The 24,208-nt window shown below is 65.6% G+C and carries 21 protein-coding genes; 14 read left to right on the forward strand and 7 right to left on the reverse strand.

The features are described from left to right. Positions 1-4: 4 nt before the first annotated feature. The 9 genes from CAG22_RS05310 (at position 5) to CAG22_RS05350 (ending at position 11,107) form a co-directional block, all read left to right on the forward strand. Positions 5-1,930: an extracellular solute-binding protein gene (locus CAG22_RS05310; protein WP_139833408.1), complete on the forward strand. Its 1,926-nt coding sequence runs from the start codon at positions 5-7 to the stop codon at positions 1,928-1,930. Continuing rightward, on the forward strand, positions 1,927-2,985 hold the full coding sequence (locus tag CAG22_RS05315) for a microcin C ABC transporter permease YejB (protein ID WP_085591089.1): 1,059 nt from the start codon (positions 1,927-1,929) through the stop codon (positions 2,983-2,985). Before CAG22_RS05310 ends, CAG22_RS05315 begins: the two co-directional genes overlap by 4 nt. Next, positions 2,985-4,001 (forward strand): ABC transporter permease, encoded by a 1,017-nt coding sequence (locus CAG22_RS05320; protein WP_025339234.1) that lies wholly within the window; start codon positions 2,985-2,987, stop codon positions 3,999-4,001. The genes CAG22_RS05315 and CAG22_RS05320 overlap by 1 nt, the downstream gene beginning before the upstream one ends. A 140-nt stretch (positions 4,002-4,141) precedes the next feature. After that, on the forward strand, positions 4,142-5,536 hold the full coding sequence (locus CAG22_RS05325; RefSeq protein ID WP_085704778.1) for a sigma-54-dependent Fis family transcriptional regulator: 1,395 nt from the start codon (positions 4,142-4,144) through the stop codon (positions 5,534-5,536). A gap of 284 nt (positions 5,537-5,820) precedes the next feature. After that, positions 5,821-7,212: a GntP family permease gene (locus CAG22_RS05330; RefSeq protein WP_075045288.1), complete on the forward strand. Its 1,392-nt coding sequence runs from the start codon at positions 5,821-5,823 to the stop codon at positions 7,210-7,212. Between the two features lie 10 nt (positions 7,213-7,222). After that, positions 7,223-7,993 carry a 3-hydroxybutyrate dehydrogenase gene (hbdH, locus tag CAG22_RS05335; protein ID WP_085704780.1) on the forward strand — a complete coding sequence of 257 codons (771 nt, stop codon included), beginning with the start codon at positions 7,223-7,225 and terminating at the stop codon, positions 7,991-7,993. A 55-nt stretch (positions 7,994-8,048) separates the two neighbouring features. Continuing rightward, positions 8,049-8,528: a serine protease inhibitor ecotin gene (eco, locus tag CAG22_RS05340; protein ID WP_085704782.1), complete on the forward strand. Its 480-nt coding sequence runs from the start codon at positions 8,049-8,051 to the stop codon at positions 8,526-8,528. Positions 8,529-8,671: 143 nt separating this feature from the next. Continuing rightward, on the forward strand, positions 8,672-10,624 hold the full coding sequence (locus CAG22_RS05345) for an acetoacetate--CoA ligase (RefSeq protein WP_085704784.1): 1,953 nt from the start codon (positions 8,672-8,674) through the stop codon (positions 10,622-10,624). Between the two features lie 207 nt (positions 10,625-10,831). Next, positions 10,832-11,107, forward strand: coding sequence for a peptidylprolyl isomerase (locus CAG22_RS05350; RefSeq protein ID WP_013972552.1), 276 nt, complete (start codon positions 10,832-10,834; stop codon positions 11,105-11,107). Positions 11,108-11,124: 17 nt separating this feature from the next. Here CAG22_RS05350 and CAG22_RS05355 read toward each other — a convergent pair whose 3' ends face one another. Continuing rightward, complete coding sequence (locus CAG22_RS05355; RefSeq protein ID WP_085692728.1) at positions 11,125-11,748, reverse strand: LysE family translocator; 624 nt, start codon at positions 11,746-11,748, stop codon at positions 11,125-11,127. 131 nt (positions 11,749-11,879) lie between these two features. Here CAG22_RS05355 and CAG22_RS05360 point away from each other — a divergent pair, with 131 nt between their 5' ends. After that, complete coding sequence (locus CAG22_RS05360) at positions 11,880-12,698, forward strand: AraC family transcriptional regulator (protein WP_085704786.1); 819 nt, start codon at positions 11,880-11,882, stop codon at positions 12,696-12,698. Between the two features lie 203 nt (positions 12,699-12,901). Further along, positions 12,902-13,516 carry a LysE family translocator gene (locus CAG22_RS05370; protein WP_085704788.1) on the forward strand — a complete coding sequence of 205 codons (615 nt, stop codon included), beginning with the start codon at positions 12,902-12,904 and terminating at the stop codon, positions 13,514-13,516. On the opposite strand, the gene CAG22_RS05375 is transcribed toward CAG22_RS05370, so the two are convergent. Further along, entirely contained in the window at positions 13,464-14,189 is a 726-nt protein-coding gene (locus CAG22_RS05375; RefSeq protein WP_085704790.1) for a metallophosphoesterase, read from the reverse strand. The genes CAG22_RS05370 and CAG22_RS05375 overlap by 53 nt on opposite strands. A 75-nt stretch (positions 14,190-14,264) precedes the next feature. Between CAG22_RS05375 and CAG22_RS05380 the strand changes: the two genes are divergently transcribed. The 3 genes from CAG22_RS05380 to CAG22_RS05390 all read left to right on the forward strand — a co-directional run bounded on the left by CAG22_RS05380 (position 14,265) and on the right by CAG22_RS05390 (position 15,839). After that, complete coding sequence (locus CAG22_RS05380; protein ID WP_085704792.1) at positions 14,265-14,780, forward strand: DUF3016 domain-containing protein; 516 nt, start codon at positions 14,265-14,267, stop codon at positions 14,778-14,780. 76 nt (positions 14,781-14,856) lie between these two features. Continuing rightward, positions 14,857-15,600 carry a carbon-nitrogen hydrolase family protein gene (locus CAG22_RS05385; RefSeq protein WP_085704794.1) on the forward strand — a complete coding sequence of 248 codons (744 nt, stop codon included), beginning with the start codon at positions 14,857-14,859 and terminating at the stop codon, positions 15,598-15,600. After that, positions 15,597-15,839 carry a hypothetical protein gene (locus CAG22_RS05390; RefSeq protein ID WP_085704796.1) on the forward strand — a complete coding sequence of 81 codons (243 nt, stop codon included), beginning with the start codon at positions 15,597-15,599 and terminating at the stop codon, positions 15,837-15,839. The genes CAG22_RS05385 and CAG22_RS05390 overlap by 4 nt, the downstream gene beginning before the upstream one ends. Positions 15,840-15,843: 4 nt before the next feature. Here CAG22_RS05390 and CAG22_RS05395 read toward each other — a convergent pair whose 3' ends face one another. The 5 genes from CAG22_RS05395 to CAG22_RS05420 form a co-directional block, all read right to left on the reverse strand. Then, a complete protein-coding gene (locus tag CAG22_RS05395) occupies positions 15,844-16,344 on the reverse strand; it encodes a methylated-DNA--[protein]-cysteine S-methyltransferase (RefSeq protein WP_085591111.1) in 501 nt (166 codons plus the stop codon). Positions 16,345-17,202: 858 nt separating this feature from the next. Continuing rightward, a complete protein-coding gene (locus CAG22_RS05405; protein ID WP_085704931.1) occupies positions 17,203-18,843 on the reverse strand; it encodes a fatty acid--CoA ligase in 1,641 nt (546 codons plus the stop codon). Positions 18,844-18,854: 11 nt separating this feature from the next. Next, a complete protein-coding gene (locus CAG22_RS05410) occupies positions 18,855-20,633 on the reverse strand; it encodes an acyl-CoA dehydrogenase C-terminal domain-containing protein (protein WP_085591114.1) in 1,779 nt (592 codons plus the stop codon). Continuing rightward, positions 20,626-23,190 carry an RND family transporter gene (locus CAG22_RS05415; RefSeq protein ID WP_085591116.1) on the reverse strand — a complete coding sequence of 855 codons (2,565 nt, stop codon included), beginning with the start codon at positions 23,188-23,190 and terminating at the stop codon, positions 20,626-20,628. Before CAG22_RS05415 ends, CAG22_RS05410 begins: the two co-directional genes overlap by 8 nt. Positions 23,191-23,205: 15 nt before the next feature. Beyond that, complete coding sequence (locus CAG22_RS05420) at positions 23,206-24,201, reverse strand: YCF48-related protein (protein WP_085704798.1); 996 nt, start codon at positions 24,199-24,201, stop codon at positions 23,206-23,208. Positions 24,202-24,208: the final 7 nt, after the last annotated feature.

Consider the following 24,208-nt stretch of genomic DNA (forward strand, 5'->3'; position numbering starts at 1 on the left):
GCCGATGAAATACCCTGTGGGAGCGGGCATGCCCGCGAATAGGCCAGACCAGGCAATCTCATTGTCTGATCTGACGCATTCGCGGGCACGCCCGCTCCCACAAGTACTTTGGGGGCTTGTGTTTGCGTGCATGAGCTTGATGGCCCACGCCGCCTCCACCCACGCCCTCACCGTTTACGGCGAAGCCCCCCGCTACAACGCCGGCTTCCAGCATTTCGACTACGTCAACCCCGATGCCCCCAAAGGCGGCATCCTGCGCCGCTCGGCCATCGAGATTGGCCAGTTCGACCATATCCTGCCGTACATCGACAAAGGCATCGGTGTCAGCGAGGTCGATGGCCTGCTGTACGCGCCACTTGCCGTGCGCTCGTTCGATGAACCCTACACCGTCTACGGCCTGATCGCCCGGCGCATGGAGCGCGGCCCGGAGGATGCCTGGCTGCGGTTCGAGATCGACCCGCGCGCCACCTTCGCCGATGGCAAGCCGGTGCGCGCCGAGGACGTACGCTTTACCTTCGAGCTGCTGATGAGCAAGGGCAGCCTCAAGTACCGCACCCAGTTCGCCGATGTTGTCGGCGTCATCGTGGAAAGCCCGCACAGCGTGCGCTTCGACTTCAAGCCCGACCACGGCCGCACCCTGCCGCTGGACCTCGCCAGCCTGCCGGTACTGCCCGAACACGACTGGCAGCAGCGCGATTTTGCCAACGGCGCCGGGTTCGACAAGCCGGTCGGCAGCGGGCCGTACCGTATCGGGCGCATCGACAACGGCCGCAGCATCACCTTCGAGCGCGACGCCAACTGGTGGGCGCGCGATCTGCCGGTCAGCCGCGGCCGCTACAATTTCGACAAGCTGCGCATCGAGTACTTCGGTGATACCGAAGTGGCGCGGCAGGTGCTCAAAGGCGGCGGCTACGACTACAACCGCGAATTCTCCGCCACCGCCTACACGCTGGGCTACAACGGCGCACAACTGGACGACGGCCGCCTGCAGCGCGCCCACCTGGGCCCGGCCAAACCGCAGGTTGCCCAAGGCTTCGTGTTCAACCTCGACCGGCCGCAGTTCAAGGACCGTCGCGTGCGCCAGGCGCTGGGCATGCTGTGGGACTACGAGTGGAGCAACCGGCAGATGATGCGCAACATGTACATCCGCCAGCAGAGCGTGTTCTCCAATACCCCGCTGGCCGCCCGCCAACTGCCGGATGCCGGCGAGTTGAAACTGCTCGAACCGTTGCGCGGCAAGGTGCCGGACGAAGTCTTCAGCACCGTGTTCACCGCCCCGGTCACCGATGGTTCGGGGATCATCCGCAAGCAGCAGCTGCAGGCACTGGCGCTGCTCGAACAAGCCGGCTGGCGCCCCGAAGGCGACCGCCTGGTGAACAGCCAGGGCACGCCGCTGGCGTTCACCTTCCTCAACGGCCAGGCGGGCATGGAGCGCCTGCTGCTGCCGTGGAAGCGCAACCTGGCCCAGATTGGCGTGACCCTGGACATCCGCAACGTCGATTCGGCCCAGTACGTCAACCGCCTGATGGCACGTGACTACGACATGATCGTCACCGGCTACCCGGTCACCCTGTCGCCCGGCGCCGAGCTGTACAACTATTTTGGCTCGGCAGCCGCCCACGACCCTGGGTCGAACAACCTGATGGTGCTTCAGGACCCTGCCGTGGACCGCCTGATCGACGGCCTGGTGCGCGCCGACACCCAGGCCGACATGCTGCACCACGCCCATGCCCTGGACCGGGTGCTGCAATGGAACTACTACTGGATCCCCAACTACTACCCACCGGGCAGCTCCACTGCCTGGTGGAACCGCTTCGGCCTGCCCAAGGTCCAGGCTGCCTATGACGAAGGCCTGGACACCTGGTGGGAAGTCAGCCCCACCGCGCTGACCAACGCGCAAATGGCCGAGCGCCGGAAATCCTCGCCATGACCACCTACATCCTGCGCCGCCTGTTGCTGATCATCCCGACCCTGCTGGCGATCCTGCTGGTCAACTTTGCCATTGTCCAGGCCGCGCCGGGTGGCCCGGTGGAGCAGGCGGTGGCACGCCTGCAGGGCATCGGCGGCGGCGCCCCAGGTGCCCGGGCCGAGGTGGTGCACGGCGAGTCACGAGCCACCCGTGGCCTGGACCCGAAACTGATCGAGGAGATCAAGCGCCAGTACGGCTTCGACAAATCCGCCCCCGAGCGCCTGTGGTTGATGCTGGGCCAGTACGCCCGGCTGGACTTCGGCAACAGCTTCTTCCGCGGCGCCAAGGTCACCGACCTGATCCTCGACAAGTTGCCGGTCACCCTGTCGCTGGGCTTCTGGGCCACGCTGATCACCTACCTGGTGTCGATCCCGCTGGGCATCCGCAAGGCAGTGCGCCACGGCAGCCGCTTCGATGCCTGGAGCAGTGCACTGATCGTGGTCGGCTATGCCCTGCCCTCGTTCCTGTTCGCCCTGTTGCTGATCGTGCTGTTCGCCGGCGGCACCTCGCTCAGCTGGTTCCCGGTGCGCGGCCTGGTCTCGGACAACTTCGACGAGCTCAGCCTGCTGGGCAAGGTCGCCGACTACTTCTGGCACCTGGTGCTGCCGGTCGGTGCCCTGGTGATCGGCGGCTTCGCCACCCTGACGCTGCTGACCAAAAACGCCTTCCTCGACGAGATTTCCCGGCAATACGTGGTTACCGCCCGCGCCAAGGGCCTGAGCCAACGCCGGGTGCTGTATGGCCATGTGCTGCGCAATGCCATGCTGCTGGTGGTGGCCGGGTTGCCGCAGGCGTTGATCACGGTGTTCTTCGCCGGCTCGTTGCTGATCGAGGTGATCTTCTCGCTCGATGGCCTGGGCCGCATGAGTTACGAGGCGGCCGTGGCGCGGGATTACCCGGTGGTGTTCGGCACGCTGTTCATCTTCACCCTGGCGGGCCTGCTGATCCGCCTGATCGGTGACCTGTCGTACACCCTGCTCGACCCGCGTATCGACTTCGACACGAGGGCGCGCTGATGCTTTCACCGATCTCGCGTCGTCGCCTGCAACGCTTTCGCCGCAACCGCCTCGGCTGGGTTTCGCTGTGGCTGTTCGCCGCCCTTCTGCTGCTGAGCCTGTGTGCCGAGCTGGTGGCCAACGACAAACCGCTGCTGCTGGGCTACAAGGGCGACCTGTACGTGCCGGCGCTCAAGCGCTACACCGAGCAGCAGTTCGGCGGCCAGCTGCCGTTCCAGCCAGACTACCGCAGCGCCTATGTACGCCAGCTGATCGAGCAGCAAGGTGGCTGGATGCTGTTCGCCCCCATCCCGTTCAGCGCCGATACCCCCAACTACGACCTGCAAGTGCCCACCCCCAGCCCGCCGAGCGCGAGCAACTGGCTGGGTACCGACGACCAGGGCCGCGACGTGCTGGCCCGGGTGCTGTATGGCACCCGGGTATCCTTGCTGTTCGCCTTCGCCCTGACCGTGGTCAGCGTGCTGATCGGGGTGGCGGCCGGTGCCCTGCAGGGCTACCACGGCGGCTGGGTCGACCTGGTCGGCCAGCGCCTGCTGGAGGTGTGGTCGGGGTTGCCGGTGCTGTACCTGCTGATCATCCTCAGCGGGTTCGTCGAGCCGGACTTCTGGTGGCTGCTGGGGATCATGGCGCTGTTCTCCTGGCTGACTCTGGTCGATGTGGTGCGCGCCGAGTTCCTGCGCGGTCGCAACCTGGAGTACGTGAAGGCCGCAAGGGCGCTGGGGTTGCCAGACAGCCAGGTGATGCTGCGGCACATCCTGCCCAATGCCATGAATGCAACGCTGACCTATGTGCCGTTCATGCTGACCGGGGCGATCACCACCCTGACTGCGCTGGATTTTCTCGGTTTCGGCATGCCGGCCGGGAGTGCTTCGCTGGGAGAGCTGGTGACCCAGGGCAAACAGCACCTGGAGGCGCCGTGGCTGGGCTTTACCGCGTTCTTTGCGCTGGCGGTGATCCTGTCGCTGCTGGTGTTTATCGGGGATGCCTTGCGCGAGGCGTTCGACCCCAGGGGATAGGTTTTCAGGTCTGGCCTCTTCGCGGGCTTGCCCGCTCCCACAGGTACCCCGCAGTCCTCAGGATTTGTGGTGACCCTGTGGGAGCGGGCAAGCCCGCGAAGAGGCCGGCCCTGCTTACACAGATTTCAGGATTTCTACCCATGCACGACAGCGACAGCCTCAAGGACTACCCCCAGGTACGGCAACTGGCGATCCGCTCGTTGTTCGAGATCATCGAGCAGTCCAGCGAGGGCACGGTAATCGTCGATCGCCAGGCGCGCATCGTCTGGATGAACGAGCGCTACGCCCGGCGCTTTGGCCTGGCCGACGCCGCCAGTGCCATCGGCCAGCCATGCGAGGCGGTGATCCCGGGCAGCCTGATGCGCGAGGTAGTGAGCAATGGCCGGCCAATCCTGCTGGACATGCTCGACACCCCGAACGAGCCGCTGGTGGTAATGCGCCTGCCCATCCACGACGACCAGGGCGCGCTGATCGGCGCCATCGGCTTTGCCCTGTTCGATGAGTTGCGCAGCCTGTCGCCGCTGCTCAAACGCTACTCCAGCATGCAGCAGGAGCTGGCCTCGACCCGCTCGCAATTGCGCGCCCGCCAGGCCAAGTACAGCTTCGCCCAGTTCGTTGGCAGCAGCGCCGCCAGCCTGGAGGCCAAGCGCCGCGCCCGGCGTGGCGCAAGCAGTGATTCGCCGGTGCTGCTGCTGGGCGAAACCGGCACCGGCAAGGAACTGCTGGCCCATGCCATCCATGCGGCGTCGGCGCGGGCGCACAAGGCGTTTGTCAGCATCAACAGTGCGGCGATCCCCGAGACGCTGCTGGAAGCCGAATTCTTCGGCACCGCCCCCGGCGCCTTTACCGGCGCCGATCGCAAGGGCCGCAGCGGCAAGCTGCAACTGGCCGAAGGCGGCACGCTGTTCCTCGACGAGATCGGCGACATGCCGCTGGCCCTGCAGAGCAAGCTGCTGCGGGTGTTGCAGGAGAAGGAGTACGAGCCGGTTGGCTCGAACCAGATGCTGCGCAGTGATGTGCGCATCATTGCCGCCACCTCCATCGACCTGCAGGCCGCCATCGCCCGCGGGGCATTCCGCGCCGACCTGTATTACCGGCTGAATGTGCTGCCGATCGAGGTGCCGCCACTGCGGCAACGGCTGGAGGACCTGCCGGTGCTGTGCGAGGCCATCCTGGGGGAACTGGGCAGCCAGTATGAGCTCGAGGCCGAAGCGCAGCAGCTATTGGCGCGGCATGCATGGCCGGGGAACATTCGCGAGCTGCGCAATGTGCTGGAGCGGGCCACGCTGCTGGCGGATCAGCCGCGGTTGGGGATGGCGGATCTACGAGCGGCATTGGGGCCGTTGAGCCCGGTGGCGGCTGCGCCTGTGCGCCAGACTTACCGTGAGGCGTGTGAAGAGTTTGAGCGTGAGCTGATTGTTGGGGCATTGGCCGAGTATGCGGGAAATGTGCCGCAGGCCGCGCAGGCATTGGGGTTGGGGCGGTCGACGTTGTACAAGAAGATGGTAGCGCTGGGGATTTCGTCTCTAACTTGAGACTTATGTTTCTGATTTGAGATCGCTGCGAGGGCTTCGCCCTCGATCGCCGGCAAGCCAGCTCCCACAAGGTATTGCACCGCTTTCAGAACTTTTGGATAACCCTGTGGGAGCTGGCTTGCCGGCGATGGGCTGCAAAGCAGCCCCTACAGTCTCAAAATGTAGACAAGATATTTAGAAAAACAAAATTAATCATTTAAAATCATCAACTTACAGATCTGGCACGATTCCCGCTATCTCCTGTTCACCGATAAAAACAAGACTCACCCAGGAGACCCACCCCGATGACCGTGCTCATCGCCCTCGCCGCTCTGGCCCTGCTGATGCTGGCTGCCTACCGCGGCTACAGCGTAATCCTCTTCGCCCCCATCGCCGCCCTCGGTGCGGTACTGCTCACCGACCCGTCTGCCGTGGCCCCCGCATTCACCGGGGTGTTCATGGAGAAAATGGTCGGCTTCATCAAGCTCTACTTCCCGGTGTTCCTGCTGGGGGCCGTGTTCGGCAAGCTGATCGAGCTGTCCGGCTTCTCGCGCTCGATCGTCGCCGCCGCCATCCGCGTGCTCGGCACCCGCCAGGCGATGCTGGTGATCGTGCTGGTCTGCGCCCTGCTCACCTACGGCGGCGTGTCGCTGTTCGTGGTGGTGTTCGCGGTTTACCCGTTCGCCGCCGAGATGTTCCGCCAGAGCAATATCCCCAAGCGCCTGATCCCGGCAACCATCGCCCTGGGCGCGTTCTCGTTCACCATGGATGCCCTGCCCGGCACCCCGCAGATCCAGAACATCATCCCCAGCACCTTCTTCAACACCACCGCCTGGGCCGCACCCTGGCTGGGCCTGATCGGCACACTGTTCGTGTTCTGCACCGGCATGGCCTACCTGCAGCGCCAGCGCAACAAGGCCCAGCGCGCCGGAGAAGGCTATGGCAGCGACTTGCGCAACGAACCGGAAACCGCTGCCGACCTGGCGCTGCCCAACCCCTGGCTGGCCCTGTCGCCACTGCTGCTGGTGGGGGTGATGAACCTGCTGTTCACCCACTGGATCCCGCAGTGGTACGGCCCCAGCCACAGCCTGCAACTGCCCGGCATGAGCGCGCCGGTGCAAAGCGATGTGGCCAAGCTCACGGCCATCTGGGCAGTGCAGGCGGCGTTGCTGGTGGGCATCCTGATGGTGCTTGTATGTGCCTTCGGCGCCATCCGCACCCGCCTGGCCGAAGGCACCAAAAGCGCCGTGGGCGGCGCCTTGCTGGCGGCCATGAACACCGCCTCGGAATACGGCTTTGGCGCGGTGATCGCCTCGCTGCCGGGCTTCCTGGTATTGGCGGACGCCCTGCGCGGCATTCCCAACCCACTGGTCAACGAAGCCATCACCGTGACCTTGCTGGCCGGCATCACCGGCTCTGCCTCGGGCGGCATGAGCATCGCCCTGGCTGCCATGGGCGACAGCTTCATCGCCGCCGCCAATGCCGCCAACATCCCGCTCGAAGTGCTGCACCGGGTGGCCGCCATGGCCAGCGGGGGCATGGACACCCTGCCGCACAACGGTGCGGTCATCACCCTGCTGGCCGTGACCGGGCTGACCCACCGCGAGGCCTACAAGGACATCTTCGGTATTACCCTGATCAAGACCCTGGCGGTGTTCGTGGTCATCGCCACGTTCTACGCCACCGGCATCGTCTAAGGAGCTTTGCATGACCCTCAAAGGCAAGACCGCACTCGTCACCGGTTCCACCAGCGGCATCGGCCTGGGCATTGCCCAGGTGCTGGCCCGCGCAGGCGCCAACATCGTGCTCAACGGCTTCGGCGACCCTGGCCCGGCGCTGGCCGAGATCGCCCGGCACGGGGTGAAGGCAGTCCATCACCCGGCCGACCTGTCGGACGTGGCCCAGATCGAAGCGCTGTTCGCCCTGGCCGAGCGCGAGTTCGGCGGCGTCGACATCCTGGTCAACAACGCCGGTATCCAGCACGTGGCGCCGGTGGAGCAGTTCCCGCTGGAAAGCTGGGACAAGATCATCGCCCTCAACCTGTCGGCCGTGTTCCATGGTACGCGCCTGGCCCTGCCCGGCATGCGAGCGCGCAACTGGGGGCGCATCATCAACATCGCCTCGGTGCACGGCCTGGTCGGCTCCACCGGCAAGGCGGCCTATGTGGCGGCCAAGCACGGCGTGGTCGGCCTGACCAAGGTGGTAGGCCTGGAAACCGCCACCAGCAACGTCACCTGCAATGCCATCTGCCCCGGCTGGGTGTTGACCCCGCTGGTGCAGAAGCAGATCGACGATCGTGCTGCCAACGGTGGCGATCCGCTGCAAGCGCAGCACGATCTGCTGGCAGAAAAACAGCCATCGTTGGCCTTCGTCACCCCCGAACACCTGGGTGAGCTGGTACTATTCCTGTGCAGCGAGGCCGGTAGCCAGGTTCGCGGTGCCGCCTGGAACGTCGATGGTGGCTGGTTGGCCCAGTGACGGGCGGCCTGGGCCTGGCGACGGTCTTGCATTCGTTTATCTGCAAGGAGGCCCTATGCGCCCAACCCCGATGACCGCGATCCTGGCCCTGACCCTGGCTGCCGCCGCACCCGCGATGGCAGCCAGCCTGAAGGACGTCGCGCCCTACCCCGAGGCGGAAAAAGGCTTCACCCGGCAGGTCATCCACCTGCCGGCCCAGGCTGATGAGTCGGCCTATCAACTGGAAATCCTCGCCGGCAAGACCCTGAAGGTTGACTGCAATCGCCAGCGCCTGGGCGGCAGCCTGGAGGAGCGTACCCTGGAAGGCTGGGGCTACAGCTACTACCGCCTGGACAAGATCAGCGGCCCGGCCAGCACGCTGATGGCCTGCCCCGATGGCAAGAAGACCGAGGCCTTCGTGCCAGTGGTCGGCGAAGGCTTCATGCTGCGCTACAACAGCAAGCTGCCGGTGGTGGTGTATGTGCCCAAGGACGTCGAAGTGCGCTACCGCGTCTGGACCGCGTCGCAGGACGTGCAAAAGGCTAAAGTAGAGTAAAACGCAAGCCTTTGGCCTTGATGGTGCCTTCATCGCCGGCAAGCCGGCTCCCACAGGTTGGTCACTGCACTCAATACCTGTGAGGTTCCTGTGGGAGCTGGCTTGCCGGCGATGGGGCCCTTGCAGGCAACAGGAGGTTCGGCATGAACGATGTGCTCTGGCGCCCCTCCACGGCGCAGATCGAGGCCAGCCGGATGGATGCCTTCCGCCGCCGGGTCAACCTGCGCTACAACCTGCAACTCGACGACTACCAGGCGCTGCACCGCTGGAGCATCGAGCAGCGCCCTGCCTTCTGGCAAACCCTTGCCGACTATTTCCACGTTCACTGGCATACCCCGCCCAGCCATGTGCTCAGCGAAGGGCCGCAGATGCCCGATGCCCAGTGGTTCAGCAACGCCACCCTCAACTTCGCCGAACACCTGCTGCGCCGCCGCGACGACCGCCCGGCCCTGGTCGCCGTGCGCGAAGACGGCCAACGCCAGCTGTTCACCCATGCCCAGCTGGCAGCCCAGGTGGCCGGCCTGCAAACAGCCTTCAAGGCCGCCGGCATCGTCCCCGGCGACCGGGTAGCCGCGGTCATGCCCAATACCTGGCAGACACTGGTCGCCATGCTCGCCTGCACCAGCCTCGGTGCGGTGTGGTCCAGCTCCTCGCCCGAGTTTGGCGTACACGGCATCATCGACCGCTTCGGCCAGATCGAGCCCAAGCTGCTGATCGCCTGTGCCGGGTACCAGTACGCCGGCAAGGCCATCGACCAGGTGGACAAGGTCAACCAGGTGTGCGCGCAGCTGCCCAGTCTGCAACGGCTGATCGTGGTGCCCCATACCCGCAGCGGGACGCGCGCCGACGAATTCCAGGCCGCCAACGTCAGCCTGTGGGACGAGTTCTTTCAGCCCGGCGGCGAGCCCCGCTTCACCCCGCTGCCCTTCGACCACCCGCTGTACATCCTGTACTCCAGCGGCACCACCGGTGTGCCCAAGTGCATCGTCCACCGCGCCGGCGGCGTGTTGTTGCAGCACCTGAAGGAACATGGCCTGCACAACGATCTGAAGGCCGATGACGTATTGTTCTACTACACCACTTGCGGCTGGATGATGTGGAACTGGCTGGCCAGCGGCCTGGCGGTGGGCGCCACGCTGGTGCTGTACGACGGCTCGCCGTTCCATCCCGGCCCCGAGCGGCTGCTGGACCTGATCGACGCCGAGGGCATCCAGGCCTTCGGTACCAGCGCCAAGTACCTGGCGGCATTGGAGCAGGCGGGCCTCGAACCTGCGGCAAGCCACCGCCTGGAACGCTTGCGCCTGCTGCTGTCCACCGGCTCGCCGCTGTCGCCACACAGCTACGACTACGTGTACCGCAAGATCAAGGCCGACCTGTGCCTGGCGTCGATGTCCGGCGGCACCGATATCGTCTCCTGCTTCGTGCTGGGCAACCCGACCCTGCCAGTGCGCCGTGGCGAGATCCAGTGCAAGGGCCTGGGCATGGCGGTGGAAGTGTGGAACGAACATGGCCAGCCGGTGCAGGGCGAAAAAGGCGAGCTGGTGTGCACGCGCAACTTCCCGTCCATGCCGCTGGGGTTCTGGAAGGATACGGACGGCAGCCGCTATCACGACGCCTACTTCAGCCAGTTCCCGGGGGTGTGGGCCCAGGGCGACTATGCCGAACAGCGTGCCGACGGCGGGCTGGTGATTCATGGCCGCTCCGATGCCGTGCTCAACCCCGGCGGGGTGCGCATTGGCACGGCGGAGATCTACCGACAGGTGGAAAAGGTCGAGCAGGTGCTGGAAAGCGTGGCCATCGGCCAGGACTGGCAAGGCGACGTGCGGGTGGTGCTGTTCGTTCGCCTGCGTGACGGCCTGCAACTGGATGAGGCCCTGCGCCAGCACATCCGCCAGGTGATCCGCCAGTACACCACCCCCCGCCATGTACCGGCGGTGATCGCCCAGGTCGATGACATCCCGCGTACCATCAGCGGCAAGCTGGTGGAGTTGGCGATTCGCAATGTGGTGCATGGCTTGCCGGTGAAGAACACCGACGCCCTGGCCAACCCCGAGGCGCTGGAGCAGTTCCGGGATCGGGAGGAGTTGCAAACCTGACCCTTGTCACCGTCCCTGTAGGAGCGGCCTTGTGTCGCGATGGGGCGCGAAGCGGCCCCAGGTTTTCAGCTTCGCAGCACAAGTTGCCGGGGCCGCTTCGCGCCCCATCGCGACACAAGGCCGCTCCTACAAGGACGCGTAATCGCCTCAGCACAATACTATGAGGCATAATGCCCACCTTTTTCGCCCCCGAAGCACAGGTACCCCATGAAAGCCCAAGCCCGCCACATCCTGGTCAAGACCGCTGACGAAGCCGAAAAGCTCAAGCAGCGCATCGCCAATGGCGAGGCTTTCGACGTGCTCGCAAAAAAGTTCTCCACCTGCCCTTCGGGCAAGCGTGGCGGCGACCTGGGTGAAATCCGCCCCGGGCAGATGGTCGGCGCCATCGACCAGGTGATCTTCAAGAAGCCCCTGCGCGTGGTGCACGGGCCGATCAAGAGCAAGTTCGGCTATCACCTGGTGCAGACGTTCTACCGCGACTAAGTGCCGAGTACGCAGTTCTAGCGCCGCGCAGCCAGCAGCCCGAGGCCGGCGCAGCCCAGCAATGAGGCGCTGACCCGGTTGAACAGCCGGCGTGGGCCAGGCTGGCTGAACCAGCGCTGCAGGTACGCCCCCAGGCCGGCGTAGATGGCGATGGCGGCCCATTCCAGCAAAATGAACAGCACACCCAGCCAGAGGAACTGCTCGCTCACCGGGGTGGCGCTGCCGACCGAGACGAACTGCGGCAGGAAGGCGGTGAAGATCAGGATTGCCTTCGGGTTACCAGCGGCCACCCAGAACTCCTGACGTGCCAGGCGCCAGGTGCCGCGTGGGTGATCGCTTGCCACCACCGCCTCGCCCACCGGTGCCCGCCACAGTTGCCAGGCGATATAGAACAGGTACGCCGCCCCCACCACCTTGATGGCCAGGAACAGGTATTCGCTGGTGTGCAGCACCACTGCCAGGCCCATGGCCGCCAGGGCGATCATGCCGCTGAAGGCGACGATACGCCCGCCACCGGCCACGCAGGCCGTGCGCAGGCCGTAACGGCTGGCATTGTGCAGCGACAGCAGGTTGTTCGGCCCCGGCGCCATGTTCAGGGCGAAGCAGGCAGGAATGAAAAGCAGCAGGCTTGAGAGGTCCATTATTGTTTTCCTTTGGCAACAGGCGTCTATTTCGGCGGGTAGCGGGCCTTGCGGTCAAGTTACAGCCAGCGGAAAAAACTGTATGGGTGCGCGGCGCCTGATAAGCTGCCGCGCATACCGAGGACCCTGTGATGCACCGTTCCCATGCCGCGCTGTGGCGCGACCCGGCCCTGCCGCATGTCGAAAGCCGCCGCGCCTGCCATAGCCGCGCCTGCTACAAGGCCCACAGCCACCCGACGTTTTCCATCGGTGTGGTGGACGCCGGCCACAGTCATTTCACCGGTGCCGGCAACGGCCAGCAACGCCTGTCACCCGGCACGCTGGTGCTGGTCCCGGCCCGCCGGGTACATGCCTGCAACCCCGAGCCCGGGCAGGCGTGGAGCTACCAGATGCTGCATGTGGATGCCGACTGGCTGGCACAGCTGCACCTGGAATCAGGGCTGGATGGTGCCGGGCCCGGCGAGCCGGCACGTATCTGCCAGGTGCCGGAGGTGTATCGGCAGTTCTGCGAAATGAACAGTCTGCTGTTCTCCAACGCCAGCAGTGGTGAGAAGGATGCGGCGCTGATTGCCTTTCTGGGTGACCTGGACTTTGCCAGGCACGCGCCGCTGGCACCGGCACCGGCCCTGGGGGCGACCGCGTTGAGTGGGCTGATCGCCCACATCGAAGGCCAGGACCCGGCGCAGTTGAGCCTGGCGGTACTGGCCCGGCAGGCCGGGCTTGGGCGCTACCAGTTGATTCGCGCATTTCGCGCGGCCACCGGGTTTACGCCGCATGCCTACCTGCTCAATGCCCGGGTCAACCGTGGGCGGCAATTGTTGGGTGAAGGGCAGGCCCTGGCGGAGGTGGCCTATCGGCTCGGATTTGCCGACCAAAGCCATTTCCAGCGGGTGTTCAAGGCCCATGTGGGGGTGACACCGGGGCAGTATCGGGATCGGCTTCGCCTTTGAGGTTTTGGGCTCACGTTGTACCTGTGGGAGCGGGCGCGCCCGCGAACACCGGCTACGCCGGTGCCATTCTCCGCGCTGGATTTTTCGCGGGCACGCCCGCTCCCACAGGTACCGCGCCTGCTGGCTGAGCCTGCAATATTGTTCAATACGGCATTTGCGCTGAGGGGCAGAGTCAGGCTTTCCTCCAGAGCAGCCACACCCCAATGCAACAGTTCCTGATCATCGCCCTCGCCCACTTCCTCGCCCTGCTCTCTCCCGGCCCGGACTTCTTCCTGGTCTCACGCACCTCGGTCAGCGCCGGCTGGCGCGTCGCGAGCGGCGCCTGCCTGGGTATCGCCCTGGCCAATGGCGTGTTCATCACCATGGCTTTCACCGGCCTGTCGGTACTGCAGGAAGGCAGCCTCTTGTTCACAACCCTGCAACTGGCCGGCGCCGGCTACCTGCTGTACATCGGCACCCTGTTCCTGCGCCATGCCGGGCAAACCAGCCTGGGCGCAGTCGCTGGCAAGCAGACCGCCCAAGGGTGGTGGCGGGGATTGGGCATGGGGTTCCTGTCCGGCATCCTCAACCCCAAGAATGCGCTGTTCTATGCCAGCCTGGTCAGCATGGTCGCCAGCGCCAGCATTGCCTGGAAAGCAACCTGTGCCCTGTGGATGTTCAGCATCGTGCTGCTGTGGGACCTGCTGGTTGCCGTGGCCATCGGCAACCCGCTGGTGCTGCGGCGCTTCGCCCGCTGCCTGCCGTGGCTGGAGCGGGCCTCCGGGGTCATGCTGGTGCTATTGGCTGCGGCACTGTTGTTTCACCTGGCCTGGGGCTGACCAGTTGCAGGGTCCGCATGTCCATCAAGGTGAAATGGCCACTGGCCCAACCCCCGGTATCCAGGTGCCAGACATTGCCCAGCAGCTTGGCTTCCAGTACCGGCGTGTGGCCCACCAACAAGGCACGCAGGCCCTGCACGGGCTCGGTATCACCTACCTTCAACCGCCGCCGCGACCATTGGCACACTTCCCGTACTTGCGGGTCGTCATCCAGTTCCAGCCAGGTCCTCAACACCGTCCAGTCGGCATATGGGCTGTCGGCATGCAGCAGCCCTACCAGGCCCGCCGCACTTTCAACCTCTATCGCAATCGGCAGCTCCTCGAAGCGCTCCACGAAACGCAACTGCCGAGCCCTCGGCAGGTCCAGAAACCAGCCACCCCCGGCGGCGCGGTACATGTCCAGATCGAGCCGCCCTCCGCGTACGCGGGTGATTGCCAGGGCCTCGTGATTACCCTGCACGGCATGGAACCAGGGCTGCGCCAGCCATTCCAGCGCCGCCTCGCTGTCCGGGCCACGGTCGACCAGGTCCCCCACGCTGAACAGGCGGTCCACGGCCGGATCGAACCCCACCCCTTCCAGGCATTGCTGCAGGCGCTGGAAGTGACCATGGATATCGCCCACTGCCAGGTCACGCCCCCGCAGGTTGGCAATCAGACGCCGAAACCGTGCCATTACAATCTTCCTCTGCTGGTGCCGCCATGCCAGGGGTAAAATGGAGGCACACGCAATCTGCCCCGGAGGTGCATCATGCGTACCGCCCTCGTGTGTGCCGTGCTCATGGCGCTGTCACTGGACAGCATGGCACAAGGTGCCCCGGCCGCGCAGGTCGAGGTACGTTTCGACCATCCGGAAAAATTCCGCGATGCCAGCCTCGACAGCCACGGGTACGAGCGTGGCGCCGACACCTATGTGATGAAAACCCTGACCCAGTACCTGCAGAAGCTTGGCCAACGCTACCTGCAACCTGGCCAGCAACTGGTCATCGACATTCGCGACATCGACCTGGCCGGGCGTTTCGAGCCCTGGCACAGCCAGGCCTACGATGTACGTTACATGCGCGAAATCACCTGGCCGACCATCGACCTCAGCTACACCCTCAGCCAACCGGGCAAACCCGACCAGCAGGCGCAGGAACGGGTCAGCGACAAGATGTACCTCAGCCGCCCGGGCCGGGTCACGAGCAGCAGCGACCGCCTGTATGCCGAAAAGGCCATGCTCGACGACTGGTTCCGCCAACGCTTCGCCGTCCACCCGGCATCCTGAAAATCCCTTCACTGGTACAGGCGTTGGTGCCGGTAGTATGCTCGGCCCTTCAACCTGTACCAGGGAAGGGTTTTTCATGAAGTTGTGCGCCGTGCAACTGGCGTCGCTCAAGGGCGATGTGCAAGCCAACCTCGAACGCCACCTGGCCTGCATGGAACAGGCCGCGGCCCTTGGCGCCGAACTGGTGGTATTTCCCGAACTGTCGCTGACCGGCTATGAGCCAACCCTAGCGCGCCAGGCCGCCCTGCCCGTCAGTTCGACGCGGCTGGACCCGCTGCAGGCAGCCTGCGACCGGCTTGGTATCACCGTCGCCGCAGGCCTGCCACTGCCGACGCCTGATGGCATTCGTATCGGCATGCCAATCCTCAGCCCCGGTGCACCGCGCCAGGCCTATGCCAAGCGGCGCCTGCATGATGATGAACTGCCCTGGTTCACCCCAGGTGATCAAGCCTTGCTGCTGCAGGTGGGCGCGCACCGGGTAGCGCCTGCGATCTGCTACGAATCGATGTTCATGGCGCATGCGGCAGCCGCACGGGAACACGGTGCCGACCTGTACCTGGTCAGCGTGGCGAAAACCGCCAAGGGCATCCGCGAGGGTTACCAGCACTACCCCGAGGTGGCTCGTGAGCTGGGCATGACGGTGTTGCTAGCCAACTGCGTGGGGCCAGCCGACACCTTCATCGGCGCCGGTGGCTCGGCGGCCTGGGACAGCCAGGGGCGCTTGCTGGCCAGCCTGGACGACCACAGCGAAGGGCTGATCGTGCTGGACACCGCCAACGCCAGTGCCATGGCGGTGCCCCTGGCCCCGCACCCGACATGATCTATCTGTTTCTGGCGTTGCTGAGCTATGCCTGTACCTACTACCTGACGGGGCTGCTCATTCAGGGGCAACTGGCCGATGTGGCCGAGGGTTTGCGCCACCGGCCCGACGCGCCGACACCTGGCGAGTACCTGCGCGCAGTCAAGCCTCATGCGCGCCGGGCTCATCGACAGTACACCCTGATGGCCGGCACGACGTTGGCCGTGCTGGTCTGCCTGGCCGCCAGCTGGTTCTGCTGACGCCTTACAGGTCCAGTGCCAGGCTTTGCCGGCCCTCCAGCGCAAGCAGGTACTGCTTGGCCGCCAGGCCACCGGCAAAGCCGGTGAGGCTGCCCGAAGCACCGATCACCCGATGGCACGGGGCGATGATCGAGATCGGGTTGCGGCCATTGGCGGCGCCTACCGCGCGCACCGCGCTGGGGTTGCCGATCTGCCGGGCGATGTCGCTGTAGCTGCGGGTTTCACCGAACGGTATCGCCAACAGCGCGGCCCATACCTGACGCTGGAATTCGGTACCGGCAAAATCCAGCGCCAGTTCGAAGCGCTGGCGTTTGCCGGCGAAGTACTCGCCGAGCTGGCGGGCGGTTTCCAGCAGTACCGGGCACTGGTCATCACGGTGCAGGGCGCCAAGGCGCACGCGGTTTTCCCGCTCCTCCTCCCAGAGTACGGCAGCCAGGCGCTCGCCACGGGCTACCAGGGTCAAGGTGCCGACGGGCGACTGCATGAAGGTGAATGCGCTGGACATAAGCAGGCTCCTGCCAGGTTGCGATCAACCTACTGTACGCATCCACAGCCCTGCCTGCATCCGCTTTCTTGCTCAGGCAATCATGCAAGCGGAACATCGGCGTCGGCATATTGCCCGGGCCAGAGTGCCATCCACCGCGTCGCCTGCTTCGCGGGTGAACCCGCTCCCACAGGGATCCCATCAGCTGAAGGAATGCGCCATACCTGTGGGAGCGGGCGCGCCCGCGAACACCGGCGCAGCCGGTGCCATCCACCGCGTCGCCTGCTTCGCGGGCATGCCCGCTCCCACAGGGATCCCATCAGCTGAAGGAATGCGCCATACCTGTGGGAGCGGGCGCGCCCGCGAACACCGGCGCAGCCGGTGCCATCCACCGCATCGCCTGCTTCGCGGGCATGCCCGCTCCCACAGGGATCCCATCAGCTGAAGGAATGCGCCATACCTGTGGGAGCGGGCGCGCCCGCGAACACCGGCGTAGCCGGTGCCATCCACCGCATTACCTGCTTCGCGGGTGAACCCGCTCCCACAAGGTGCCCACCAGCTGAAGGAATGTGCCGTACCTGTGGGAGCGGGTTTACCCGCGAACACCGGCGCAGCCGGTGCCATACACCGCATTGCCTGCTTCGCGGGTGAACCCGCTCCCACAGGATGCCCATCAGCCGAAGGAATGCACCGTACCTGTGGGAGCGGGCGCGCCCGCGAACACAGGCGTAGCCGGTGCCATTTACCGCGTCGCCTGCTTCGCGGGCATGCCCGCTCCCACAGGGACCTCACCAGCTGAAGGAATGTGCCGTACCTGTGGGAGCGGGTTTACCCGCGAACACCGGCGTAGCCGGTGCCATCAGCCGGTGCTGCCAGCATTCAGAGATATGCCTGCCGGATCCGCTTCTTGTCGATCTTGCCAACGCTGGTCTTGGGGATCTCGTCCACGCAACGCAACTGCCGTGGTATCGCCCATTTGTTCAGGTGCCCGCTGTCGACAAACGGCTGCAGATGCCCGACCAATCCCGCCTGGTCGAACTGCATGCCGTCACAACAGACTACCAAGGCCAACGGTTGCTCACCCCACTGCGGGTCCGGGATGCCGATCACCGCCACCGACGCGACAGCCGGGTGCTGGCTGATCAGGTTTTCCAGCGCCACCGAGCTGACCCACTCGCCTCCGGTCTTGATCACATCCTTGATCCGGTCACGAATACGCACCACACCCGCCGGGTCGATGCAGGCCAGGTCGCCGGTATGCATCCAGCCCCCCAGCCACAACGCGGCACCCTGCTCCGGCTCATGCAGGTAGCCCTGGGTCAGCCACGGTGCACGCACCACGATTTCACCCAGGCTTTCGCCGTCACGGGGCACATCAATGCCTTCAGCGTCGACGATGCGCAGGTCCACCAGGGCAATCGGCACGCCGGCATCGATACGCAGCGGCAACTGTTGCGCCATGGGCAGTGCCAGCAGCTCGGCGCTCAGGTGGGTGATGCTGAGCAGCGGGCAGCTTTCCGACATGCCGTAGCCACAATGCACGCTGATGCCGCGCTCGCTGGCACGCTGCGCCAGGCCCAGGGTCAGGGCGCTGCCGCCCAGCAGCATCTTCCAACCGGTCAGGTCGGCGCGGCGCCCTTCTTCGCTGTCGAGCATCATCTGCAGCACCGTGGGCACGCAATGGGAGAACGTCACGCCCTCGTCACGGTACAGCCGAACCAGGCGGTTGGGCTCGTAGCGCCCGGGGTAGACCTGCTTGATGCCCAGCGCCGTGGCCACATAGGGCACGCCCCAGGCATGCACGTGGAACATCGGCGTGATGGGCATGTACACGTCGCCGCTGCGCAGCAGCGGTACCTCGCCGCAGGCAGCCAGGGTGCCCTGCTCGACCAAGGTATGCAGCACCAGTTGCCGGTGGCTGAAGTACACGCCCTTGGGGTTGCCGGTGGTACCGCTGGTGTAGAACAGCGTGGCCAGTGAGTGCTCGTCGAAATCGGCGAAGTCGAATTGCGGCTCGGCAGCCGCCAGCAGTGCTTCGTACTCACCCAGCAGCGGCACCTCTTGCGTTGCGGGGTCGCCTTCGCCGAGGCGAATGAAACCCTCCACCGTCGGCAAGTCATCGCGCAATTGCGCCATCAACGGCAGGAAATCGTCATGTACCAGGACCAGGCGGTCCTCGGCATGGTTCATGGTGTAGCGCACCTGCTCGGTGGACAGCCGTACGTTCACCGTGTGCAGCACCGCACCCAGCATCGGCACGGCAAAGAAGCACTCCAGCGCCCGGTGGCTGTCCCAGTCGAGCAAGGCCACGGTGTCGCCAGGCTTGACCCCCGCAGCGGTCAGCACATTGGCCAGCCGCTGGATGCGTTCGAGCAGCGTAGTGTAGGTGTAGCGCAGCTTGTCGGCGTAGACGATTTCCTGGTTGGGCTGGTAGCGCACGCCCGACAGCAGCAGGCGCTTGATCAGCAGCGGATAGGCATAGGCCTGCTCGGCCGCGGGCATGATGCGAGTGGTGATCATGTCGGCGGCCTTCACAGTTGCCCGGCCTCGAGCAGGTACAGGCTGTCGCTACCGGCCCTGACGCTGGCGCTCAGCGAATGAATGCGTGGCAGCAGGCGGGCAAAGTAGAACCGCGCGGTGCCCAGCTTGCTCAGGTGGAACGGCTCGGGGGCCGCATGACACTGGCATACCACGGCCATGCGTGCCCACAGGTAGGCGTAGAAGGTGTAGCCAAACACCTGTAGGTACTCCACCGCCGCCGCGCCAAGCTCGCGCGGGTTGCCCTGCGCGCGGTCGAGCACCCAGGCAGTCAGCTCGTCGAGGTTGCGCACGGCAGCCAGCAGCGGCGCGCCGAACTCGGCGCACGCCGCGGGCAGCGTCTCGACAAAGGCGGTAATTTCGTCGGACACGCTGCGATAGGCCTGGCCGCCATCGGCAAACAGTTTGCGCCCCACCAGGTCGAGGGCCTGGATGCCGTTGGTGCCTTCGTAGATCTGGGTGATGCGGCAGTCGCGGATCAACTGCTCCTGGCCCCACTCGCGGATATAGCCATGGCCGCCCAGCACCTGCTGGCCGTGCACGGTGGTTTCCAGCCCCATGTCGGTGAGGAAGGCCTTGGCCACCGGTGTGAGCAACGCCACCTTGGCCTCGGCCTGGGCGCGTGCCACCGGGGCCTCGCTGTATTTGGCCAGGTCCAGCTGCAGAGCCACATAGGTAGAGAAGGCCCGCCCGCCTTCGTTCAGCGCTTTCATGGTCAGCAGCATGCGCCGCACATCCGGGTGGACGACGATCGGGTCAGCGGCTTGCCCCGGCGCTTCGGCGCCGGTCAGCGCACGGCCCTGCTGGCGATCACGGGCATAGGCGATGGCGCCCTGGTAGGAGCGTTCGCCCAGGGCCAGGCCCTGGATACCTACGCCAAGGCGCTCGTAGTTCATCATGGTGAACATCGCGTTGAGGCCCTTGTTCGGTTCGCCGACCAGGTAGCCGATTGCACCGTCGAAGTTCATCACGCAGGTGGCCGAGGCCTTGATGCCCATCTTGTGCTCGATCGACCCGCAACTCACCGCATTTGCGTCGCCCAGCACGCCGTCGGCGTCAACCAGCACCTTGGGCACCAGGAACAGCGAGATGCCCTTGGGCCCGGCGGGCGCATCCGGCAGCCGCGCCAGCACCAGGTGGATGATGTTCTCGGTCAGGTCCTGCTCACCGCCAGTGATGAAAATCTTGGTCCCGCTGATGCGGTAGCGGCCATCGGCAACCGGCTCGGCGCGGGTGCGAATCAGGCCCAGGTCGGTGCCAGCGTGCGGCTCGGTCAGGCACATCGAACCGGTCCAGCGCCCTTGGTACATGGGCGGCAGGTAGAGCGCCTTCAACGGCTCGCTGGCATGGTTGAGCAGCGCCAGGCAGGCTCCGGCCGTGAGCATCGGGTACAGGCCGAACGACAGGTTGGCGGCATTGAGCATTTCTTCGAGCTGGGCACCGATCACTTTCGGCATGCCCATGCCCCCATATTCCGGGGCACCAGCCACACCCACCCAGCCATCTGCGGCAAATGCCCGGTAGGCATCGGCGAAGCCATCGGGGGTGTGTACCTGGCCGGCCTCCCAGCGGCAGCCCTGCTCGTCGCCACTGCGGTTGAGCGGCGCCACCACCTCGGCAATCAGCCGGCCGGCCTGTTCGAGCACGGCCCGGGCAGTGTCGCCATCGACCTGCTCGGCCAGGGCGGGCGTTTGCGCCCACCAAGCCGGGATGTCGAACACTTCGTTGAACAGAAAATCCATGTCGCGCAGTGGCGGAAGGTAATCAGACATGAGGCGAACACTCGGTTTCTTGGGTTTGCGGAAGCGACGTGGCCTGGGCCTCGGCAGGTGCCGGGGCGGCCTGGCCACGCAGGAGGAAATGCGACAACGCAGGGATCAACACCAGCGCACCGAGCATGTTCCACAGGAACATGAAGGTCAGCAGCAGGCCCATGTCGGCCTGGAACTTGATCGGCGACCAGGCCCAGCCGACCACGCCGGCTGCCAGGGTGATGCCGACCAGCCCGACCACACGGCCGGTGAAGGCCACAGCTTTCTGGTAGGCCTGGGCCAGGCTCAACCCGGCGCGCTGGTAGTGCAGTTGCACGCTGAGCAGGTACAGCGCGTAGTCCACGCCGATGCCTACGCCCAGGGCGATCACCGGCAAGGTGGCGACCTTGACGCCAATGCCCATGGCTACCATCAGCGCCTCGCACAGCACCGAGGTGAGCATCAGCGGCAGGATCGCCACCAGCGTGGCGCGCCAGCTACGGAAGGTGAACAGGCAGAACAGCGTGACCGCCAGGTACACCAGCAACAGCATGCGGTGGTTGGCCTCGCGGACCACTACGTTGGTGGCAGCCTCGATACCGGCGCTGCCGGCGGCCAGCAGGAACTGCTGTTCGGCGCTGCTGTTGGCCTGGGCAAAACGCTCGGCCACGGCGGCCACCTGGGCCAGGGTGTCGGCGCGATGGTCCTTGAGGTAGGCGATTACCGGCATCAGCGAGCAGTCGTTGTTGAACAACTCAGGGGCGTTGACCGAAGCCTGCTGGGCGGCGTAGTTGAGCACGTCCTGGTTGCGCTGCAGGCTGTTCAGGCGCGGGTTGCCTTCGTAGGTGCCGGCGGTGATCTGGCGCACTGCGTTGGCCAGCGACACGGTGGTCTGCACACCCGGCAGTTGCTGCAGCTCCCAGGCCAGTCGGTCGGCAAGGACCAGTGTCTGGTATTGCAGGCAGCCTTCCGGAGCGGTCTTGACCATGACCGCGAAGGTATCGCTGGACAGCGCGTAGTGCTGGGTGATGTAGGCGTTGTCGAGGTTGTAGCGGGAGTCGGCGCGCAGCTCGGGGGCACCGCTGTCGAGGTCGCCGATTTTCAGTTGCAGGCTGCCCCAGATGCCGAGGGCGCCCAGGGCCAGGGCCACCAGCAGTGCGGCGCTGGCCCATTTGCGTTCGGTAAAGCGGTCGAGCAGGCTCCATGGATTGATTGGGGCTGCGTTGCAGCCCTTCGCGGGCATGCCCGCTCCCACAGGGACCGCGTCAGCTTCAAGTCTATCGCGATACCTGTGGGAGCGGGCATGCCCGCGAAGGGCCGCAGAGCGGCCCCAACGAGCATCAATTTCCAGGGCCCGCTCGGCAGCCTTGCGGCCAACACCAACATAAGACAGCGCCACCGGCATCAGCAGCAGCGAGGTGAAGATCAGCACCGCCACGCCGATGCTGGCGGTGATGGCCAGGTCCTGGATCACCGGGATGTCGATCAGCATCAGCACGGCAAAGCCCACCGCATCGGCCAGCAACGCAGTCACCCCGGCCACGAACAGGCGGCGGAAGGTATAGCGCGCTGCTACCTGACGGTGGGTGCCACGGCCGATGTCCTGCAGGATGCCATTCATTTTCTGCGCCGCGTGGGACACGCCGATGGCAAAGATCAGGAATGGCACCAGGATCGAATACGGGTCGATGGCGTAGCCCAGCCAGGCGACGATGCCCAGCTGCCACACCACCGCGGTCAGCGAACACAGCACCACCAGCAGGGTGCTGCGCACGCAACGGGTATAGCAGTAAATGATCAGCAGGCTGGTCAGCACCGCCAGGGCGAAGAACGCCATCACCTGGATCAGCCCGTCGATCAGGTCGCCCATCAGCTTGGCGAAGCCGATCACATGGATGCGGTACTGGCCGCTGGCCTGATACTGGCTGCGCAGTTGTTCAAGCTTCTGCGAGAAGGCGTGATAGTCGAGGCCCTTGCCGGTGGCCGAATCCTGGTCGAGCAGCGGCACGACCAGCATGCTCGACTTGAAGTCGCGCGCCACCAGGCTGCCGACGATATTGGCGCGCTCGATGTTCTGCCGCAGCTGCTCGATGTCACCCGCAGCGCCCTGGTAGCCGTCAGGCATCACCGGGCCACCCTGGAAACCCTCCTCGGTCACCTCGGTCCAGCGCACCGCCGGGCTCCACAGCGACTTCACCCAGGCCCGGTCCACGCCCTGGCTGAGAAACAGCTCGTCGTTGATGTGGCGCAGGGTCTGCAGGTAGCCCGGGTCGAAGATGTCGCCCTGGGTGTTCTCCACCACCACCCGCACCGCGTTGCCCAGGCCACGCAGTGATGGGCGGTTTTCCAGGTAGTTCTGGATGTAGGGGTGGCTCTGCGGCAGCATCTTGTCGAAACTGGGGCGCAGCTCCAGGCGGGTCAGCGCCATGTAGCCCAGCACCAGGGTCGCCAGCAGCATGCACAGCAGGAACGGCAGGCGATGGTTGAACACCAGGCGCTCCAGGCAATTGCCCGAGCGTGGGTCGAAATCGTCGAGGTTGCGGATTACCGGCAGGGTGTCTTGGCGGGTAGCGGCCATCAGGGTCTTCTCTTGTTATGGGTGCAGCGTGGGGTTACCGGGCTGGTTGCGCACGCCCCGCTCGCCCACCAGTACCAGGCCGTTGCCGGTATCGGTGGCGAGCGCGGTCACCGGGCCACGGGCGCTTTGCGGCACCGGGCTGAAGCTTGCGCCATCATCCCGGCTGAGCAGCAGGTCGCCAGCCTGGCTGGCCAGCCACAGCTGGCCATCACGGTCGACGCCGGCGGCGGTGAGGCTGGTGTTCACACCCGTGCTGACCGGTTGCCATTGCCGGCCGCCATCGGTGCTGCGGTAGGCATGCCCACGCAGGCCGTAGACCAGCAGTACGCCAGGCTTGCCGACAGCACCGAACAGTGTGCCGGCGTAGGGTGTCTCGACACGGCTGAAGCGCTCACCGTCCTGCTTCAGCAACAGGCCTTGCTCGCCGGTGATGTACAGCTCGTCACCCACCGCGGCCAGGCTGGTCAGGTGCAGGCCTTGCGGGTTATCGCTGTGGTCGAGCCAGGGCTGCCAGTGCTCGCCGCCATCAACGGTGCGCAACAGCAGGTTGAACACGCCGACCGCATAGCCATTGCGGGCATCGCTGAACCAAACGTCGAGCAAGGCATTGTCGCTACCTGTGCCCGGCAGTTGTTCGACCAGCGCCCGGCCATCCAGCTGCTTCTGCCAGTGCACGCCGCCATCACGGCTGTGCAACACCACGCCATCGTGGCCAACCGCCCAGCCCAGCTCGGGCGTGGCGAAGCTCACGGCATTAAGGTCGGCGCTGACCGGCACCTGGGCCTGCTGCCAGTGCGCGCCGTGGTCGTCGGAGTACAGGATGTGCCCACGCGGGCCCACCGCGACCAGGCGCTGGCCGGCCAGGGTTACATCGCGCAAGGCGCTGCTGGCGACCAGGGCGCTGGGCATGGCGGGCAGGTCCAGCACATCGGTGAAGGGCGCAGCCTGGGCCGCGCCCTGCAGCGCGGCCAAAGCCAGAACTACCACGCTGCATCGTTTGAAGACAGACATTGCCACC

This window comes from Pseudomonas sp. B8(2017) (assembly GCF_002113575.1).
Classification (GTDB): domain Bacteria; phylum Pseudomonadota; class Gammaproteobacteria; order Pseudomonadales; family Pseudomonadaceae; genus Aquipseudomonas; species Aquipseudomonas putida_Z.

Bases quoted from the DNA above. Each gene is read 5' to 3' on its own strand.
- eco (WP_085704782.1), top strand. From the start codon at position 8,049: ATGCGCCCAACCCCGATGACCGCGATCCTGGCCCTGACCCTGGCTGCC.
- CAG22_RS05315 (WP_085591089.1), top strand. From the start codon at position 1,927: ATGACCACCTACATCCTGCGCCGCCTGTTGCTGATCATCCCGACCCTG.
- CAG22_RS05355 (WP_085692728.1), bottom strand. From the start codon at position 11,748: ATGGACCTCTCAAGCCTGCTGCTTTTCATTCCTGCCTGCTTCGCCCTG.
- CAG22_RS05325 (WP_085704778.1), top strand. From the start codon at position 4,142: ATGCACGACAGCGACAGCCTCAAGGACTACCCCCAGGTACGGCAACTG.
- CAG22_RS05370 (WP_085704788.1), top strand. From the start codon at position 12,902: ATGCAACAGTTCCTGATCATCGCCCTCGCCCACTTCCTCGCCCTGCTC.
- hbdH (WP_085704780.1), top strand. From the start codon at position 7,223: ATGACCCTCAAAGGCAAGACCGCACTCGTCACCGGTTCCACCAGCGGC.
- CAG22_RS05390 (WP_085704796.1), top strand. From the start codon at position 15,597: ATGATCTATCTGTTTCTGGCGTTGCTGAGCTATGCCTGTACCTACTAC.
- CAG22_RS05330 (WP_075045288.1), top strand. From the start codon at position 5,821: ATGACCGTGCTCATCGCCCTCGCCGCTCTGGCCCTGCTGATGCTGGCT.
- CAG22_RS05360 (WP_085704786.1), top strand. From the start codon at position 11,880: ATGCACCGTTCCCATGCCGCGCTGTGGCGCGACCCGGCCCTGCCGCAT.
- CAG22_RS05320 (WP_025339234.1), top strand. From the start codon at position 2,985: ATGCTTTCACCGATCTCGCGTCGTCGCCTGCAACGCTTTCGCCGCAAC.
- CAG22_RS05420 (WP_085704798.1), bottom strand. From the start codon at position 24,201: ATGTCTGTCTTCAAACGATGCAGCGTGGTAGTTCTGGCTTTGGCCGCG.
- CAG22_RS05375 (WP_085704790.1), bottom strand. From the start codon at position 14,189: ATGGCACGGTTTCGGCGTCTGATTGCCAACCTGCGGGGGCGTGACCTG.
- CAG22_RS05385 (WP_085704794.1), top strand. From the start codon at position 14,857: ATGAAGTTGTGCGCCGTGCAACTGGCGTCGCTCAAGGGCGATGTGCAA.
- CAG22_RS05415 (WP_085591116.1), bottom strand. From the start codon at position 23,190: ATGGCCGCTACCCGCCAAGACACCCTGCCGGTAATCCGCAACCTCGAC.
- CAG22_RS05395 (WP_085591111.1), bottom strand. From the start codon at position 16,344: ATGTCCAGCGCATTCACCTTCATGCAGTCGCCCGTCGGCACCTTGACC.
- CAG22_RS05350 (WP_013972552.1), top strand. From the start codon at position 10,832: ATGAAAGCCCAAGCCCGCCACATCCTGGTCAAGACCGCTGACGAAGCC.
- CAG22_RS05345 (WP_085704784.1), top strand. From the start codon at position 8,672: ATGAACGATGTGCTCTGGCGCCCCTCCACGGCGCAGATCGAGGCCAGC.
- CAG22_RS05310 (WP_139833408.1), top strand. From the start codon at position 5: ATGAAATACCCTGTGGGAGCGGGCATGCCCGCGAATAGGCCAGACCAG.
- CAG22_RS05405 (WP_085704931.1), bottom strand. From the start codon at position 18,843: ATGATCACCACTCGCATCATGCCCGCGGCCGAGCAGGCCTATGCCTAT.
- CAG22_RS05410 (WP_085591114.1), bottom strand. From the start codon at position 20,633: ATGTCTGATTACCTTCCGCCACTGCGCGACATGGATTTTCTGTTCAAC.
- CAG22_RS05380 (WP_085704792.1), top strand. From the start codon at position 14,265: ATGCGTACCGCCCTCGTGTGTGCCGTGCTCATGGCGCTGTCACTGGAC.